Source organism: Rhizobium sp. NPDC090279, assembly GCF_044769665.1.
GTDB lineage: Bacteria > Pseudomonadota > Alphaproteobacteria > Rhizobiales > Rhizobiaceae > Rhizobium.
In genome coordinates this window covers 65,837-81,332 of sequence record NZ_JBIVYI010000004.1, presented here as the reverse complement: position 1 = coordinate 81,332, position 15,496 = coordinate 65,837, and the positions used below count along the sequence as shown (strand labels likewise).

Here is a 15,496-nt window from a genome sequence, read left to right as displayed (position 1 = left end):
AATGACTGACAAGATTTCGTTGCGTAAACTTGATCTGGCGGACATGCCTGCAGCAGCAGCCGTTCATCGTGCTTCCTTCAATGAGCAGCTGCCGACGCTTGCCGGAGCTCATACTCCCGAAGAAGACGTTGGCTTCTGGAGCGCCGTTGTTTTCAAGGACTGCCAGATCTGGGGCGCGGAAGCGGATGGCCGCCTCGTCGGCGTCATCGCCTTCCTCGAGGATTGGATCGACCAGCTCTATGTTCTGCCTGAGGTGCAAGGGCGCGGCATCGGCAGCCGCCTGCTCGATGTCGCCAAATCTGCCTATCCGGTGTTGTCGCTCTGGACATTCCAAAGGAATGAGCCGGCACGCCGCTTTTACCTGAAACACGGCTTCTTCGTGGTTGACGAGTCGGACGGGGCAGGCAATGAGGAAAGGGAGCCGGATGTGCTTTACAGATGGGAGGCACGCCTGCATCGGCTTTAGTTCAAGCCGAATTGGGTGACGGAATATTGGGAGTTCGATAGTTTATGTCTTTTGAGAATGCCGAGGTCAGCCATGCGCCTGCGTGAGTGCCACAACTTCCATGATTTTCGCCTTCTCGCGAAAAAGCGTCTTCCCGGCCCGATCTTCAACTATATCGACGGTGCTGCCGACGACGAGGTGACGCTGCGGCGAAACACGTCGAGCTTCGAAAGCTGCGATCTCGTTCCCAACGTTCTGCGTGGGGTCAGCGAGATCGACATGTCTGTCACCGTCATGGGACAAAAGCTCGCCACACCCTTCTATTGCTCGCCGACGGCGCTGCAGCGGCTCTTCCATCATCAGGGCGAGAATGCGGTCGCTGCCGCAGCGGCTTCGCTCGGCACGATGTTCGGCGTTTCCTCGCTCGGCACCGTCAGCCTTGAGGAAATTCGCAAGAAGCACGCGGGGCCGCAGGTCTATCAGTTCTATTTTCACAAAGATCGCGGGCTGAACCGGGCGATGATGGAGCGGGCGAAGGAAGCCGGCGTCAACGTGATGATGCTGACGGTCGACAGCATTACCGGCGGCAATCGCGAGCGCGATCTTCGCACGGGCTTTTCCATTCCGTTCAAGCTCAATCTCGCGGGTCTCACCCAGTTTGCCATCAAGCCCGCCTGGGCGCTGAACTATGTGACGCACGAGAAATTCCGTCTGCCGCAGCTCGACGAGCATGTGGACATGAGCGGCGGCGCCATGTCGATCGGCAAGTATTTCACCGAGATGCTCGATCCGTCGATGAACTGGAACGACGTCGCCGAGATGGTGAAGCACTGGAACGGGCAGTTCTGCCTGAAGGGCATCATGTCGGTCGAGGACGCCAAGCGCGCGGTCGATATCGGATGCACCGGCATCGTGTTGTCGAACCATGGTGGTCGGCAGCTGGACGGCTCGCGCTCCGCATTCGACCAGCTGGCCGAGATCGTCGATGCGGTCGGCCACCGCATCGATGTCATGATGGATGGCGGCATCCAGCGCGGCACGCATGTCCTGAAAGCCCTGTCGCTCGGCGCCAAGGCTGTCGGTCTCGGCCGCTTCTATCTCTATCCGCTGGCCGCTGCCGGTCAGGCGGGCGTGGAGCGGGCACTCCGGCATCTGCGCACCGAGGTCGAGCGCGACATGAAGCTGATGGGCTGCACCTCGGTCAGCGAGCTATCGCGGGCAAACCTGCGGTTCCGCTGACATCTGCAATCGCCTGTGGGTTTTTTCAATCCACGGGCGCGAAGCACGGAAATCTTTGCTAGACGGAGGCGCGTCCTTTCAGAAAGATGGGACGCATCCACATTTGATTCTTGCTCATAGGGGAAGTGCATTGCAGGTCGGCATCGACATGGGAACGGCGTCCGGCGGGACCAGCGCCCAGCTCGATATCGAGGAGCTGCTGGCAACCCGTTTGCTTGTGCAGGGCAATTCCGGTTCCGGAAAATCTCATCTATTGCGGCGTCTGCTCGAGCAGTCGGCGCAATGGGTCCAGCAGGTCATCATCGATCCTGAAGGCGATTTCGTCACGCTCGCTGATAAGTTCGGGCATGTGGTCGTCGATGGCGAGCGCACTGAAGCCGAGCTTGCCGGCATCGCCAACCGTATCCGCCAGCATCGCGTCTCCTGCGTGCTGACGCTGGAAGGTCTCGATATCGAGCAGCAGATGCGCGCTGCCGCCGCCTTCCTCAACGGCATGTTCGATGCCGATCGCGAATTCTGGTATCCGGTGCTTGTCGTCGTCGACGAGGCGCAGATGTTCGCGCCTTCGGTCGGCGGCGATGTCTCGGAAGATGCGCGCAAGATGTCGCTCGGCGCCATGACCAATCTGATGTGCCGTGGCCGAAAGCGCGGCCTTGCCGGCGTCATCGCCACGCAGCGTCTGGCGAAGCTCGCCAAGAACGTTGCGGCAGAAGCTTCCAACTTCTTGATGGGGCGTACCTTCCTCGATATCGACATGGCGCGGGCAGCCGATCTTCTCGGCATGGATCGCAGGCAGGCGGAAATGTTCCGCGATCTGAAGCGCGGCAACTTCGTCGCGCTCGGACCGGCCTTGTCGCGGCGGCCGCTGCCGATCACCATCGGCACCGTCGAGACCTCGGCGCGTTCCTCAAGCCCGAAGCTGATGCCGCTGCCGGATGCGCCGCAGGATGTGGAAGATCTGATCTTCACGCCGGACCCGGAAGAGTTTTCCAAGGCCATCGTTCGCCGGACGGCGCCCGCGCCGCGCCCGACGACGGATATTCTGGCCGAGCTGTCGCGTTCCGTGCCTGCGGCAAGTCCGGCTCCCGCTGAGGCGAGGGTCAGCCAGCCCGAGATATCGAGCGAGGATCGTGAGGCGAGGGTGAGCGCCGTGCTGTCAGAAATCCTCGACGACCCGGCTTCCGGGTTTCGAACGGATTCGATGCTCTACCAGGAATTCCTAGTTCGGCTGCGCATGCGCCGCGTTGCCGGCGCACCGATGAGCCTCTCGGAGTTCCGCCGCCGCGTGGCGATTACGCGCTCCGGCGCTGACGAAGGGATCATGGCGACCGAACAATGGGCAACGGCGCTTTCGCTCTCATCGAGTGTGACAGATGACTTGCAGGGCGTGTTTTTGATGCTGGCCAAGGCCGCCATCGGCGGAGAGCCATGCCCATCCGATGCCCGTATCGCCCGCGCTTACGGCACGCATTCGGCGCGGCGCGCTCGTCGCCTCCTCGGCTATTTCGAGGAGCAGGGGAGCGTCGTCGTTCACACGGATTTCTCTGGCAAGCGCATCGTCGCCTTTCCCGACATGGGATCGCAGACTGCGCCCGGTGATGCCAATGCGCCTGATCTCGATGGCGGCGAGCAGGCGGCGGCGGAATAGCGTTAACGGCGATCGTTGACCCGTATCCGGGATACGCCTATATTCATCTCCAACCGGAGATGAGCCAATGGCCGTGCGCGACAGAATTCAGCGATATAGGGAAAGTGGAGGAGCATCCGACCTGGTGAGGGTGGAGGTTCTGGTTCCGGCTATCCGTCGCAACGATATCCTATCGCACGCTGCCGAGATGCGTGCTGAACACCGGCAAAGGAAAGAACGTCTTCAGCGGAATCTCGATGAGGCGCTAGCTCGTTATGGCGTTCGCCTATTGGACAATATCGACTTGGATCGACTTCCAGACCTTGCGCTGAAATCGAAAGTGGTGGCTGACGCGTTGATAGAGCGTGGCGATGCACGCGCTTTTGTTCTGGGGCGGCGCATGCTGGGTGAGATCGGACGATAGGCGATGGCGCTTACGAAGCTGCAAAGAGAGATTCTGGCTTCCATTGCGAAGAACCGCTCCCAAACGAGCTATGTCGCGGGCGGACTTGTTCTGAACATGAATTGGCCCCGCCTATCTGACGACATCGATATATTCCAAGATACTGATGAGGAGATAGGTCCAGCCGCAGACCGCGATATGGAAACGCTCAAGTGTGATGGTTTCCGTGTATCTATCGAGGTGAATGTCTACGGTTGCGTCGAAGCCGAGATTTCCAAGGCGCATGAGAATACGCTTATCCAATGGATGAGCGAAACCCGTACTCGTTTTTTCCCACTCATTCGGGATGAAGAATGGGGGGCGAGGCTTCACCTCGCGGATTTAGCCGTCAACAAAATCCTGGCGGCATCGACGAGAACGAAGCCGCGAGATTTCGTTGACTTGGTGATGATCGATGAAAGAATGTCTCCACTCGGTGCGGTCATCATGGCCGCGTCGGGGAAGCCGCCGCATTATTCTCCAATCAGGACAATCGACGAAATTCGGCGGAGAGGGCTGTCGGTTTCGACTGATGAGTATGATTCCGTGAAAGGCCTCCCGATCGATTTCACGGCCAGTGTCATTCGAGAAAGGCTGGTCGAAGCGCTTGATCGAGCAGAGAGTTATGTTCGGTCGGCACCTGCCGATATTGTCGGTCTTCTTGCCGTTGATTCCAAAGGTCTGCCCGTTCAGGTTTCGGCGTTGAATGAGGCAGGCGTGCAGTTTCGAAAGGCGACATCTGAGCATGATTTGATGCCGTCATTGCCGAATGTCCCGGAAGATTGGGCGCCTGACAGATAGCTGCCTGAAACCACGTTTCTTGTCATTACCGCTGTTGACAATTTCATGACGACCGCCTAAAGACCGCCTCAACGCCGGGCAGAAATGTCCGGTGTTTCATTTGACATGTCCCGTGGCTTTCTCCGTTCGCTAATGTGAGAAGCCTGTCAGAGCTCGAAAACGGAGTTCAGAGGAGGGCGTGTTTCCTTCGCGGTTCGGCAACGGGCCGCGGCAACGTTTGAAAGGAAATGCGATGAGCAAGCGCGAATCGTCCAAGTACAAAATTGACCGCCGTATGGGCGAAAACATCTGGGGCCGTCCGAAGTCCCCGGTTAACCGTCGCGAATATGGCCCGGGCCAGCATGGCCAGCGCCGCAAGGGCAAGCTTTCGGACTTCGGCGTGCAGCTGCGCGCCAAGCAGAAGCTGAAGGGTTACTACGGCGACCTGCGCGAGAAGCAGTTCCGCGCTATCTTCGCTGAAGCTGACCGTCGCAAGGGCGACACCTCGGAAAACCTGATCGGCCTGCTCGAATCGCGCCTCGACGCGATCGTCTACCGCGCCAAGTTCGTTCCGACCGTCTTCGCAGCCCGTCAGTTCGTCAACCATGGCCACGTCACGGTTAACGGCGTTCGCGTCAACATCGGTTCGTTCCGCTGCAAGGCTGGCGACGTCATCGAAGTTCGCGAAAAGTCCAAGCAGCTCGTAACGGTTCTGGAATCGATCTCGCTCGCAGAACGCGACGTTCCGGACTACATCGAAGCCGATCACAACAAGATGGTTGCGACCTTCGCTCGCGTTCCGACGCTCGGCGATGTCCCGTACGCAGTTGTCATGGAACCGCATCTGGTCGTCGAATTCTATTCGCGTTAACAGGCGGATATCTTTCCTGATGAATGGAAAAGCCGCTCCTTTCGAGCGGCTTTTTTGTCTTTGGAGCGCCTTATGACCGATTTGCAGGCCATTCTCGACGGCATTCACGCGGAGCTTTCGCCACGCATCGGCGAGGGCAAGGTTGCCGATTACATTCCGGAACTGGCAAAGGTCGATCCGAAGCAGTTCGGCATGGCGATCGCCACGGTGAACGGCGATGTCCACAGCGTCGGTGACGCAGACACTCCTTTTTCCATCCAGAGTATCTCCAAGGTCTTCATGCTGACGCTGGCGCTTGGCAAGGTCGGTGAAAGCCTTTGGAAGCGGGTGGGGCGCGAACCCTCCGGCACGACCTTTAACTCCATCGTCCAGCTGGAGCGGGAAGAGGGCATACCGCGCAATCCCTTCATCAATGCCGGCGCGATCGCCGTCAGCGATGTCGTGCTGGCGGGGCACGAGCCGCGTGAAGCGATCGGCGAACTGCTGCGCTTCGTGCGCTATGTGGCAGATGACGAGACGATCAGCATCGATGACAGGGTCGCACGCTCCGAGACACAGACCGGTTATCGCAATTTCGCGCTGGCGAATTTCATGCGCGCCTATGGCAATATCCACCATCCGGTCGAGCATGTGCTCGGCGTCTATTTCCATCAATGCGCGCTTTCGATGAGCTGCCAGCAGCTTGCCAAGGCGGGGCTTTATCTTGCCGCGCGCGGTAGCAACCCGATCACCGGGCATTCCGTGGTCTCGCCGAAGCGGGCGCGGCGCATCAATGCCTTGATGCTGACCTGCGGCCATTATGATGGCTCGGGCGACTTTGCCTATCATGTCGGCCTGCCGGGTAAGAGTGGCGTCGGCGGCGGCATTCTGGCGGTGGCGCCGGGCATCGGCTCGATTGCCGCATGGTCGCCGGGCTTGAACAAGGTCGGCAATTCCCAGCTCGGCGCTGTCGCGCTGGAAATGCTGGCGGCGCGTACCGGGTGGTCCGTGTTCGGCGATTGACACCCATGTCTTCTCGCCCCGCTTTCTGCTATCAGCGTGGCGAGATGCAAGGAATGACGGAATGAATATCGCGACCACTGTGAAAGACGAAATCGATATCGAAGCGGAAGATGGCGGCTCTGCCGTTCATCCGATGTTTTCCGATGCTCCGCGTTCCGTCTCCTTCAACAAGCTGCGCAAGCGTCTGTTGCGGCAGGTGCGCCAGGCTATGGATGATTTCCAGATGCTGAAGGGCCAGAAGCGCTGGCTCATCGGCCTTTCCGGCGGCAAGGATTCCTACGGTCTGCTGGCGCTGCTGCTTGACCTGAAATGGCGCGGCCTGCTGCCTGTGGAGCTGGTTGCCTGCAATCTCGACCAGGGGCAGCCGAATTTCCCGAAGCACATTCTGCCCGACTATCTGACGAAGATCGGCGTCACTCATCGCATCGAATATCGCGACACCTATTCCATCGTGAAGGAGAAGGTGCCGGAGGGCGCCACCTATTGCTCGCTCTGTTCGCGTCTGCGTCGCGGCAATCTCTATCGCATCGCCCGCGAGGAGGGCTGTGACGCGCTGGTGCTTGGGCATCATCGCGAAGATATTCTCGAAACCTTCTTCATGAACTTCTTCCATGGCGGTCGCCTGGCCTCCATGCCGGCAAAGCTTCTCAATGACGAAGGCGATCTGATGCTGCTGCGCCCGCTCGCCTATGCGGCGGAGGACGATCTCGCCAAGTTTGCCGCCGCCATGCAGTTTCCGATCATTCCCTGCGATCTCTGCGGCTCGCAGGACGGATTGCAGCGCAACGCTATGAAGGGCATGCTCGCCGATATCGAGCGGCGCATGCCGGGCCGCAAGGATACGATGCTACGCGCGCTGGCGCATGTGAACCCGTCGCACCTGCTCGACCCCAAGCTGTTCGATTTCGCTGGTTTGATGACACAGGGATCTTCCGGCGGTCCGGCGTAAATTCAGCGCTTTTGCCACACCGATGTCATCGAATCGGGCATAAGAGGAAGCCCTTTCAAAACAGAGGCTTCCGATGACCTTCTCCGATACGGATTTCGACTATGTGATGACGATCGTTGCCGAAGCGGCGGCAAAGGAAATCCTGCTGCGCTTCCGCAATTTGGATGATGGCGACATATCGGAGAAGACCTCGGCTATCGATCTGGTGACCGAGGCCGATCTTTCGGCCGAGCGGCACATCACCGCGGCGCTGAAGACCCGTTTTTCGAAGGCTGTCATCGTGGGCGAGGAAGCCTATGAGGCTGACAAGTCCGTCGTGCCGGCGCTGGCGCATGCGGAGTTGGCTTTCACCATCGACCCCGTGGACGGCACGTTCAATTTCGCTGCCGGACTGCCCGTATTCGGGACGATTGTGGCCGTTATCGCCAATGGCGAGACGATCGCCAGCATCATCCATGATCCCGTGCTCGGCGACACCGTGACTGCCATGAAGGGTGGCGGCACTTTTATGCGCCGGCAAACCGGGCAGGCGAGGCGGCTTTCGGTGGCTGCTCCCTCGTCCTTGGACGCGATGACCGGGGCTATATCCTGGGGACACATGGATGAGCCGGACCGGTCGCGCATCTGCAGCAATCTGTCGAAGACCCGCATGGTTTTCTCGCTCAATTGCTCGGCTTACGAATATTGGATGGTGGCGTCAGGCAAGTGGCATTTCATTGGCCATTCCAAGTTGATGCCCTGGGATCACCTCGCTGGAGTGCTGGCGCACCAGGAAGCGGGCGGCTATACCGCCAAATTCGATGGTACGCCCTACAGACCTGGCGAGACGACGGGCGGCATTATTTCTGCGCCGGATGAGGAAAGCTGGCGGGTGATCCGCCGCGAGATCATTGGCGCCTGACGCGAAAGGAAAAAGCATGACATCGCTCGTTGACGTTACCACGCTTGCTCATGTGCTGCGCCGCGCGGCACAGACGGAGATCCTCCCGCGTTTTCGCAGGCTCGGCAGCGACGATGTCCGCGCCAAGAGCGAGGCGACGGATCTGGTGACGGAAGCCGACGAGCGTGCCGAGCATATGATAAAGGCCGAGGTCGCGCGGCTCTGGCCCGAAGCTTTGTTCATCGGTGAGGAATCGGTTGCTGCCGATCCGTCGCTATTGAAGAAACTTGCGGATGCCGATCTCGCCATCATCGTCGATCCCGTCGACGGGACATTCAATTTCGCTGCCGGTATTCCCGCCTTCGGTGTCATGGCTTCGGTCGTGTCGAAGGGAGAGACCGTCGCCGGCATCATTTTCGATCCGATGGGTGATGACTGGGTGCTGGCGGAACGCGGCAGCGGCGCATGGCTGCGGCGGCCGGATGGCGAGACATTGCGATTGAAGGTGACGCAGCCGGTTCCGCTGGAAGAGCTGGTCGGCATGGCGGCCACCGGCTTTCTACCCAAGGAAAAGCGCGCCGAAATCATGGGCAATCTTGCAAAGGTGCGCTACACGACCTGCTATCGATGCGCGGCCCATGAATACCGCACACTCGCGGGCGGCTATGTGCACTATCTGATGTACAACAAGCTGATGCCCTGGGATCATCTGGCGGGATCGCTGATATCAGCCGAAGCCGGCGCCTATGTTCGCCGTTTCGACGGTTCGCCCTACCTGCCGCATCATCTCGATGGCGGGCTGCTGATAGCTGTCGACAAGGATACCTGGGAACTGCTGCGGCGTGAAGTCTTCACCATTTAAGGTGAGCCGCGCGATCCGATAAGCGAAGCGGCCACTTGGAAAGTGGCATGGGGAAGGCTATCTTCTTGACAAAAGGCAGGAGCCTTGGTGGGTGCCTGCCGTCGGGATGAGGTCGATGTCCGAAACAAGCCGTAAGCTGACCACCATCTTCTGCGCCGACGTGCAGGATTACACGCGCCTCATGGGGAAGGACGAGGAAGGGACGCTATCGACCCTTCGCCGTTACCGCGATGCGATGAAACGGCTGATTGAGGCGCATGGCGGCCGGGTCATCAACACCTGGGGCGATGGTGTCTTTGCCGAGTTTCCAAGCGTCGTCGAAGCCGTGCGCGCGGCGATCGATACGCAAAACGAGCTTGCCGGCTACAATGCGGTAAGCGATCCCGACAAGAAGATGCTGTTCCGCATCGGCCTCAATCTCGGCGACGTGATCGCGGATGGTGATGACCTCTATGGCGATGGCGTCAATATCGCTGCTCGGCTGCAATCGCGCGCCGTGCCCGGCGGCATCGTCATTTCCAACACGGTCTATGACCAGGTCCGCAACAAAGTGGCGGTCGGCTTCGACTTTCTCGGTCAGCTCGACGTCAAGAATATCGAGGGCGGCGTGCCGAGCTACGCGGTGCGGATCGGCGGCGTGCAGGTTGTCGATACCTCGTCCGACTATCGTTCGGCGCCGGAACCGGCTCCTGTGCGGGCGCCCGAGGCTGTGGCGCAGGAGCCCGCGTTGCGAGACTGGCGGCGCAGTTATGGCGCGTCGCTTGTCGTCTGCGCCGGTCTTGCCGTACTCAATCTGCTCACCTGGGATGGCGAGTTCTGGGCGAAATGGCCCATACTGATCATTTTGTGGGTTACGGCGTATCGCTATGCTCGCAGCAACAGGCCGGTCGATATGGCGATTGCCAGCCTTGTCATCACCGGCATCGGCATCGTCGCGATCAATCTTTTCACCTGGCACGGGACGCCCTGGGCGATATGGCCGCTCTTCGGGCTCGCGATCGCCGCCGCGCTGCGCTGGGTCAGACGTCCGCGCAGCGGCGTTTAACAAAAGAAGGTCACGTCGCTCAGACGTGACCCATGCCGGGCTCCAGCGCCGGCGTATCGCCGGGATGGGTGAAAAGCTTGCCGCGCTCCGCCCACAGCGTCGCCAGGATCGACAGCACACCGAATATGGTGAAGCCAGCCATCAACGGCTGCGCAGTGCCATCGAACATCTGACCGACCACACCACCGATGAGAACGCCGACCGTGGTGGACACAGAGCTGGTGATGGCGGCGGCTGTCCCGGCCAGGTGGCCCATCGGCTCCAGGCTGATCGCCATGCAGTTGGTGGTGATGACGGCAAACATCATCAGCATGATCGAGATCAGTACGTAGATGAAGGTGAAGCTCGGTTGGCCGAACATGCCGACCACGTAACCCACAGCGCCCAGAACGGTGAAAACGATCATGGCTGCGTGGGAGATTCGTCGCATGCCGAAGCTGCGGACGAAATAGCCGTTGGCGAACTGCGCGACGGCGGTGCCGGCCGCCGTAGCCGCAAAGGCGATCGGGAACGTGTCCCCCAGGCCATAGACTTCGCCGAAGACCTGCTGCACCGAAACGATGTAGGCGCAGATGACGCCGGTATAGAGCGTCAAGCCGATCATGTAGCCGCAGGTGATGCGATTGGTCAGCACGGTCTTGAAGCCGGACAGCACGGAGGCGACCGACAGCGGCAGGCGCTCTTCGACGGGCAGCGTCTCCTTCATGCGGAAGAAGGCGATGAGAAAGAGCCCGGCGCTGGCGATGCCGAGCAGGATGAAGATCCACTGCCAGTTCGAATAGGCGACGATCATCTGGCCGACGAAGGGCGCGACCATCGGCATGATCATGAAGACGATCATGACGTAGGACATGACGCGCGCCATTTCGCGGCCGCCGAAGCAATCGCGCACGATGGCAAGCGTGGTGATACGCACGGCTGCGGCGCCGACGCCCTGCGCAAAGCGCATGGCGAGCAAGGCAAACAGGCTGCCGCTCCAGGCCGCCGCAAACAGTGTCACCGTATAAAAAGCCAGGCCGCCGAGCAGTATGTATCGCCGGCCATAAGTGTCCGACAGGCTGCCGAAGAACAGCTGGCAGATGCCGAAGCCGAGGAAATAGACGCCGATGACCAGCTGCGTGTCATTCGGGTTGGCGACATGAAGCGACTGGCCGATATTCGGCAGCGCCGGCAGCATGCTGTCGATGCCCATGGAGATGCTGGCCGTCATCAGGGCGATCGTGAGGATGAATTCCACGATGCCGAGGCCGATGCGGCTGGAGCCGGACTGCGCCGGCTGTTGTGATTGGGGCGGGGTTGTCATGCGAATATGCCTGTCAATGTAAAGCGAGGGACTGATCGGCCGGCGGCGGCGCGTTGTGCGGGCGGAACAGCTTTCCCTTTTCAGCGATCAGCACAAAGACAACGCCAATGAGGGACACGGTGAAGTAGCCGATAACCATCGGCGTCGCCGTGCCGTTGTAGAACTGTCCGATGCAGGCGCCGATCGATGCTCCGCCGACCGTGCTCATGAAGCCGAGTACGGAGGAGGCCGTGCCGGCGACATGGCCGAGCGGCTCCATCGCGAGAGAGTTGAAATTGGAACCGATCCAGCCGAACTGGAACATGGCCAGCGCGAAAAAGACCATGAACAGCGGGAACGGCATCGGTGCAGGCCCGTAGAGCTGCACCAGCAGCCAACAGAAGGTGATCGCGACAAAGCCGAGCAGGGCCGTGTGCGACAGCCGGCGCATGCCGAACCGGCCGACGAACTGAGAGTTGACGAAGGACGACAGGGCCATGAAAGCCGCAACGCCGCCAAACGCCAGTGGCGTATAGACGCCAAGGCCGTAGATATTGTTGTAGATCTGCTGGGCGGAATTGATGAAGCCGAACAACGCGCCGAAGAGGAACGTGCTGGCAAGGGTGTAACAGAGCGCTACCCGGTCCGTCAGAACGATCTTGAAGCCAGAAGCGACAGATTTCACGGTCAGCGGACGGATATTTTCAGGCTTGAGCGTCTCCGGAAGCCGGAAGTACATCCAGACACCGACGAGCGTTGCCATGGTGCCGATAAAAACGAAGATCATGTGCCAAGTGCTGACCAGCATGATGACTTGGCCGCTTCCCGGCGCGATGACCGGAACGATCATGAAGACCATCATGATGAGCGACATCACTTCGGCCATCAGGCGGCCGCCGAAGACGTCGCGGACGATGGAGACAGTGATGACGCGGGTTGCCGCCGAGCCGAGGCCCTGAATGAAGCGGAGCGCCAGCAGACCGGCAAAGGACGGAATGAGGGCGATACCGAATGCCGAAATGACGTAGATGATGATGCCGATCAACAGCGGCACGCGGCGGCCGAAGCGATCCGACAGAGGACCATAGATGAGCTGCGCCGAACCAAAGCCGATCAAATAGGCGGTTACGACATATTGCCGATGATTTTCGTTCATGACGCCGAGGCTGGAGCCGATCTGCTGCAGCGCGGGGAGCATGATGTCGATTGCGAGCGAATTGATGGCCATCAGGAAGGCTGCGAGTGCGATGAACTCGCGTTTGCCCATGGGCAGCTGCCCATGGGACATGGCCTGGGATGAAGTCGTCACGGTTTTATTCCCATAAACATGTCAAGGGCGCCGCCCGCCGGCAGCGCCTTATCGATCAAATTGAACTATGGAAACCGGACGTGTAGCCCGGTGCCCGGTCAGGCGGCGCCGCGAACGCTGATGCCGTTTTCCTGGAAGTGCTGCTGCAGCTCGCCGGCCTGGAACATTTCGCGGACGATATCACAGCCGCCGATGAACTCGCCCTTCACGTAAAGCTGCGGAATGGTCGGCCAGCTGGAGTAGTCCTTGATGCCCTGACGGATCTCGGCGTCGGCAAGGACATTGATGCCCTTATAGTCGACACCGATATAGTCGAGAATCTGGACCACCTGGCCGGAGAAACCACACTGCGGGAACTGAGGCGTGCCTTTCATGAAGAGAACGACGTCGTTGTTCTTCACTTCATTGGCGATGAATTCCTGAATGCCGCTCATTGTCCAGTTCCTTTCACATGCGGGGTCAAGGTCCGCAGCGTTACATCTGTCCCTTAAATAGCAAGCGGCCGGCAAGATTTCCAGCCGCAAAACATACGCGCCGTCTTTTTCATCGCATGAATGGGTTTTCGGTATTAGCGCTTGGGCAAGATGACCGAATTGGTCGATTGGCCAATTTTTCTGAACAGTGCGTTTTGAAAACGCCTCTTCAACTCCGAGCGTGAACAACACACTTAAATATTAAGCAAGGGATGATTAATATTAGGCTGCTATCTAATTTACAAGCGGTCGGTATGTTTGTTAGAGTTCGTCGATTGATGCGATTTGGCGCGTATCGGTCCCTTGTGAGCATTGCAATCGCATTTTTGAGGGAGCGGCCACCATGAGCCACCATCACTATTCCGACGGGCAGGTTGGCGAAGAGCGGGAATTTTACAGCTCTGAGGATACGAGCGAAGGTGAACGGGAATATTATGAGCATGTGCGCACGCCGAGAGCGTCTATCCTGAACAGTACGGTAACCGTGAGCGCCATCGTGCTCGTTCTCAGCATCGCCTTCGGCTACCGTGCTTCGACCGCACCGACGCCGCAACCGACCATGCCGCCGATCGTCGAGAAAATCATGACGGCGCCGCCGGTAGACCCCTGTGCGGAAAACTCTCCATATCCGGGCCGGGAATGCTGATGCATCACAGCCTTGATCTTTTCATCCCTCGGCCGGGCGGCAAAGCCGGTTGAGGGTGACGCTGCGTTTGCTCCCTGTGGGCTGACGCGGTCGCAGGCGATTGTGCTATGTTTTTGTTTTCGGATGATTTGTCGCGGGTTGCCATGAAAAAGCCGGCAGGGCGTGTTCATGGCGATTGCCAATTCTTACGAATGCTGCTGGTGCCCTGGGGACAGACTAAAATATGAATCCTATCAAGAAGAGGGTGGTTCTCCACTTCCCCGGCTTTGAGCCGTTGGACGCTGCCGCGCATCGCGCTCGCTACGAGCGTTCGGCCCGGCAGAGCGCCGCCGTCTGGGGTTTCTCCACTTCCGTGGGGGAGTTGAAAAATTTCGGGCGGGCGCCGTATTTCGACGTGATCGCGATGGCTGCCGACTGGGAGACGCAAAGCCGCATTCATATCGTCGATCATAACGAGCTGGTTGCCGCCCTGAACGGCCGACCGTTCTTCACGCGGCTGATGCAGGGTTATCTTGCTGCCGCGAAAGTTGCGGTTTCAGGCGGCATGGTCGGTTATTTCCGCCATGCGTGGCGCTTCGGCCTGTTCTTCATCTTTCCGTTTCTGCTGATGCTTTTAGGGCTGCTTCTCAGCCTTTCGATCGCGTTTACGCCATTCCTGTTCGGGCTGCCGGCCTGGAGCCATATCGGCAGCATCGCTCTCGCCGTCGCCTTCTTCGTCTATGTCTTCCTGCCGCAGGCCGAAAAGCTGCATACTCTGCATCTCTTCTCCGACTGGGAGATGGCTGTCGCGATGGCGGGGCTGAACGGGATCGGTGCCGAACAATGGCTGGAGGCGAGCGCCATCAGCGTGCGTCAGGCTCTGGATGAACCCGACGTCGACGAATTCGTCATCTCCTCGCATAGCATGGGTTCGTCCGTCGCGGCACACGTGGTCGGCCTGCTGCTCGAGCGCGAGCCGGACCTGCTCCAAGGCAAGCGCGTAGTGTTTACGACGCTTGGCAGCGCCATTCTGCAATGTGCCCTCATGCGGCCAGCATCGGTGCTGTGCTCACGCGTTGGGTTGATCGCACGCTGCAAGGAAATCTTCTGGCTCGACGTTCACTGTCTGACCGACGCGATCCATTTCTATAAGGCGAAGGTTGCGGCCATTTGCGGGCATCCGGATGCCGAGCAAGCGACGATCCTGCTCATCCGCTTCAAGCAGATGCTGTCGGCAAAGCATTATGCCAAGATCAAGCGCGATTTTCTGCGGGTCCATCGGCAATATGTACTCGGTCCGGACGTAAAAGCCTTCTTCGATTTCACGCTAATGACCGCCGGGCCGCTGCCGGCCTCGGATTTCGCTGAGTTTTCAGTGAAGAAGATGCCGGAGCTGACGTTCAACTCCGGCGAGGAAGCGCAGGCGCTCTCAATCGGGCGCTGAAGTCTGCAGCGCAAGGGCGTGCAGCACACCGCCCATATTGCCCTTCAGGGCATCATAGACCATCTGGTGCTGCTGCACGCGGCTCTTGCCGCGAAAGGCTTCCGCGACAACTTCGGCGGCATAGTGATCGCCATCCCCGGCCAGGTCGCGAATCGTCACCTTGGCGCCGGGAATGCCGGCCTTGATCATGTCTTCGATATCGCCGGGGTTCATGGGCATGA

Annotated in this window: 17 protein-coding genes; 13 read left to right on the top strand and 4 right to left on the bottom strand. The window is 59.5% G+C overall.

What is annotated here, in order from left to right; genetic code table 11:
* The first annotated feature begins 1 nt into the window (after position 1).
* From ACIQWP_RS11120 to ACIQWP_RS11070, 11 genes are all read left to right on the top strand, one after another.
* Entirely contained in the window at positions 2-466 is a 465-nt protein-coding gene (locus ACIQWP_RS11120) for a GNAT family N-acetyltransferase (RefSeq protein ID WP_402786376.1), read from the top strand.
* Positions 467-538: 72 nt separating this feature from the next.
* Positions 539-1,684: an alpha-hydroxy acid oxidase gene (locus tag ACIQWP_RS11115; RefSeq protein ID WP_402786373.1), complete on the top strand. Its 1,146-nt coding sequence runs from the start codon at positions 539-541 to the stop codon at positions 1,682-1,684.
* A gap of 130 nt (positions 1,685-1,814) precedes the next feature.
* Complete coding sequence (locus ACIQWP_RS11110; protein WP_402786371.1) at positions 1,815-3,332, top strand: helicase HerA domain-containing protein; 1,518 nt, start codon at positions 1,815-1,817, stop codon at positions 3,330-3,332.
* Between the two features lie 67 nt (positions 3,333-3,399).
* The gene (locus ACIQWP_RS11105) at positions 3,400-3,735 is read left to right on the top strand and encodes a hypothetical protein (protein WP_402786368.1); all 336 of its coding nucleotides are present in this window, start codon (positions 3,400-3,402) and stop codon (positions 3,733-3,735) included.
* Positions 3,736-3,738: 3 nt separating this feature from the next.
* Positions 3,739-4,554 carry a hypothetical protein gene (locus ACIQWP_RS11100; RefSeq protein WP_402786365.1) on the top strand — a complete coding sequence of 272 codons (816 nt, stop codon included), beginning with the start codon at positions 3,739-3,741 and terminating at the stop codon, positions 4,552-4,554.
* A gap of 232 nt (positions 4,555-4,786) precedes the next feature.
* The gene (rpsD, locus tag ACIQWP_RS11095) at positions 4,787-5,404 is read left to right on the top strand and encodes a 30S ribosomal protein S4 (RefSeq protein ID WP_402786362.1); all 618 of its coding nucleotides are present in this window, start codon (positions 4,787-4,789) and stop codon (positions 5,402-5,404) included.
* 72 nt (positions 5,405-5,476) lie between these two features.
* A complete protein-coding gene (locus ACIQWP_RS11090; protein ID WP_402786359.1) occupies positions 5,477-6,406 on the top strand; it encodes a glutaminase in 930 nt (309 codons plus the stop codon).
* A gap of 61 nt (positions 6,407-6,467) precedes the next feature.
* The gene (gene ttcA / locus ACIQWP_RS11085; protein WP_402786357.1) at positions 6,468-7,355 is read left to right on the top strand and encodes a tRNA 2-thiocytidine(32) synthetase TtcA; all 888 of its coding nucleotides are present in this window, start codon (positions 6,468-6,470) and stop codon (positions 7,353-7,355) included.
* Between the two features lie 73 nt (positions 7,356-7,428).
* Positions 7,429-8,256: an inositol monophosphatase family protein gene (locus tag ACIQWP_RS11080; protein ID WP_402786354.1), complete on the top strand. Its 828-nt coding sequence runs from the start codon at positions 7,429-7,431 to the stop codon at positions 8,254-8,256.
* A gap of 16 nt (positions 8,257-8,272) precedes the next feature.
* On the top strand, positions 8,273-9,097 hold the full coding sequence (locus ACIQWP_RS11075; RefSeq protein ID WP_402786351.1) for an inositol monophosphatase family protein: 825 nt from the start codon (positions 8,273-8,275) through the stop codon (positions 9,095-9,097).
* A gap of 115 nt (positions 9,098-9,212) precedes the next feature.
* Positions 9,213-10,142: an adenylate/guanylate cyclase domain-containing protein gene (locus ACIQWP_RS11070; protein ID WP_402786348.1), complete on the top strand. Its 930-nt coding sequence runs from the start codon at positions 9,213-9,215 to the stop codon at positions 10,140-10,142.
* Positions 10,143-10,161: 19 nt separating this feature from the next.
* Here ACIQWP_RS11070 and ACIQWP_RS11065 read toward each other — a convergent pair whose 3' ends face one another.
* The 3 genes from ACIQWP_RS11065 to grxD form a co-directional block, all read right to left on the bottom strand.
* Positions 10,162-11,445 (bottom strand): multidrug effflux MFS transporter, encoded by a 1,284-nt coding sequence (locus tag ACIQWP_RS11065; protein ID WP_402786345.1) that lies wholly within the window; start codon positions 11,443-11,445, stop codon positions 10,162-10,164.
* A 13-nt stretch (positions 11,446-11,458) separates the two neighbouring features.
* Positions 11,459-12,691 (bottom strand): multidrug effflux MFS transporter, encoded by a 1,233-nt coding sequence (locus ACIQWP_RS11060; protein ID WP_402787559.1) that lies wholly within the window; start codon positions 12,689-12,691, stop codon positions 11,459-11,461.
* 140 nt (positions 12,692-12,831) lie between these two features.
* The gene (gene grxD / locus ACIQWP_RS11055; RefSeq protein WP_402786342.1) at positions 12,832-13,167 is read right to left on the bottom strand and encodes a Grx4 family monothiol glutaredoxin; all 336 of its coding nucleotides are present in this window, start codon (positions 13,165-13,167) and stop codon (positions 12,832-12,834) included.
* Between the two features lie 382 nt (positions 13,168-13,549).
* Here grxD and ACIQWP_RS11050 point away from each other — a divergent pair, with 382 nt between their 5' ends.
* Both ACIQWP_RS11050 and ACIQWP_RS11045 read left to right on the top strand, forming a co-directional pair.
* Positions 13,550-13,852 (top strand): hypothetical protein, encoded by a 303-nt coding sequence (locus ACIQWP_RS11050; protein ID WP_402786339.1) that lies wholly within the window; start codon positions 13,550-13,552, stop codon positions 13,850-13,852.
* Between the two features lie 223 nt (positions 13,853-14,075).
* A complete protein-coding gene (locus tag ACIQWP_RS11045) occupies positions 14,076-15,275 on the top strand; it encodes a hypothetical protein (protein ID WP_402786336.1) in 1,200 nt (399 codons plus the stop codon).
* Here ACIQWP_RS11045 and ACIQWP_RS11040 read toward each other — a convergent pair.
* Positions 15,261-15,494, bottom strand: coding sequence for a BolA family protein (locus ACIQWP_RS11040; protein ID WP_004108912.1), 234 nt, complete (start codon positions 15,492-15,494; stop codon positions 15,261-15,263). The genes ACIQWP_RS11045 and ACIQWP_RS11040 overlap by 15 nt on opposite strands.
* Between the last annotated feature and the right edge of the window lie 2 nt (positions 15,495-15,496).

What these genes read in the sequence shown, in the direction of transcription:
- ACIQWP_RS11045 (WP_402786336.1), top strand. Translation starts at nt 14,076, where the DNA reads ATGAATCCTATCAAGAAGAGGGTGGTTCTCCACTTCCCCGGCTTTGAG.
- ACIQWP_RS11040 (WP_004108912.1), bottom strand. Translation starts at nt 15,494, where the DNA reads ATGCCCATGAACCCCGGCGATATCGAAGACATGATCAAGGCCGGCATT.
- ACIQWP_RS11065 (WP_402786345.1), bottom strand. Translation starts at nt 11,445, where the DNA reads ATGACAACCCCGCCCCAATCACAACAGCCGGCGCAGTCCGGCTCCAGC.
- ACIQWP_RS11070 (WP_402786348.1), top strand. Translation starts at nt 9,213, where the DNA reads ATGTCCGAAACAAGCCGTAAGCTGACCACCATCTTCTGCGCCGACGTG.
- ACIQWP_RS11060 (WP_402787559.1), bottom strand. Translation starts at nt 12,691, where the DNA reads ATGGGCAAACGCGAGTTCATCGCACTCGCAGCCTTCCTGATGGCCATC.
- ACIQWP_RS11090 (WP_402786359.1), top strand. Translation starts at nt 5,477, where the DNA reads ATGACCGATTTGCAGGCCATTCTCGACGGCATTCACGCGGAGCTTTCG.
- ACIQWP_RS11105 (WP_402786368.1), top strand. Translation starts at nt 3,400, where the DNA reads ATGGCCGTGCGCGACAGAATTCAGCGATATAGGGAAAGTGGAGGAGCA.
- ttcA (WP_402786357.1), top strand. Translation starts at nt 6,468, where the DNA reads ATGAATATCGCGACCACTGTGAAAGACGAAATCGATATCGAAGCGGAA.
- ACIQWP_RS11100 (WP_402786365.1), top strand. Translation starts at nt 3,739, where the DNA reads ATGGCGCTTACGAAGCTGCAAAGAGAGATTCTGGCTTCCATTGCGAAG.
- ACIQWP_RS11120 (WP_402786376.1), top strand. Translation starts at nt 2, where the DNA reads ATGACTGACAAGATTTCGTTGCGTAAACTTGATCTGGCGGACATGCCT.
- grxD (WP_402786342.1), bottom strand. Translation starts at nt 13,167, where the DNA reads ATGAGCGGCATTCAGGAATTCATCGCCAATGAAGTGAAGAACAACGAC.
- ACIQWP_RS11075 (WP_402786351.1), top strand. Translation starts at nt 8,273, where the DNA reads ATGACATCGCTCGTTGACGTTACCACGCTTGCTCATGTGCTGCGCCGC.
- ACIQWP_RS11115 (WP_402786373.1), top strand. Translation starts at nt 539, where the DNA reads ATGCGCCTGCGTGAGTGCCACAACTTCCATGATTTTCGCCTTCTCGCG.
- rpsD (WP_402786362.1), top strand. Translation starts at nt 4,787, where the DNA reads ATGAGCAAGCGCGAATCGTCCAAGTACAAAATTGACCGCCGTATGGGC.
- ACIQWP_RS11080 (WP_402786354.1), top strand. Translation starts at nt 7,429, where the DNA reads ATGACCTTCTCCGATACGGATTTCGACTATGTGATGACGATCGTTGCC.
- ACIQWP_RS11050 (WP_402786339.1), top strand. Translation starts at nt 13,550, where the DNA reads ATGAGCCACCATCACTATTCCGACGGGCAGGTTGGCGAAGAGCGGGAA.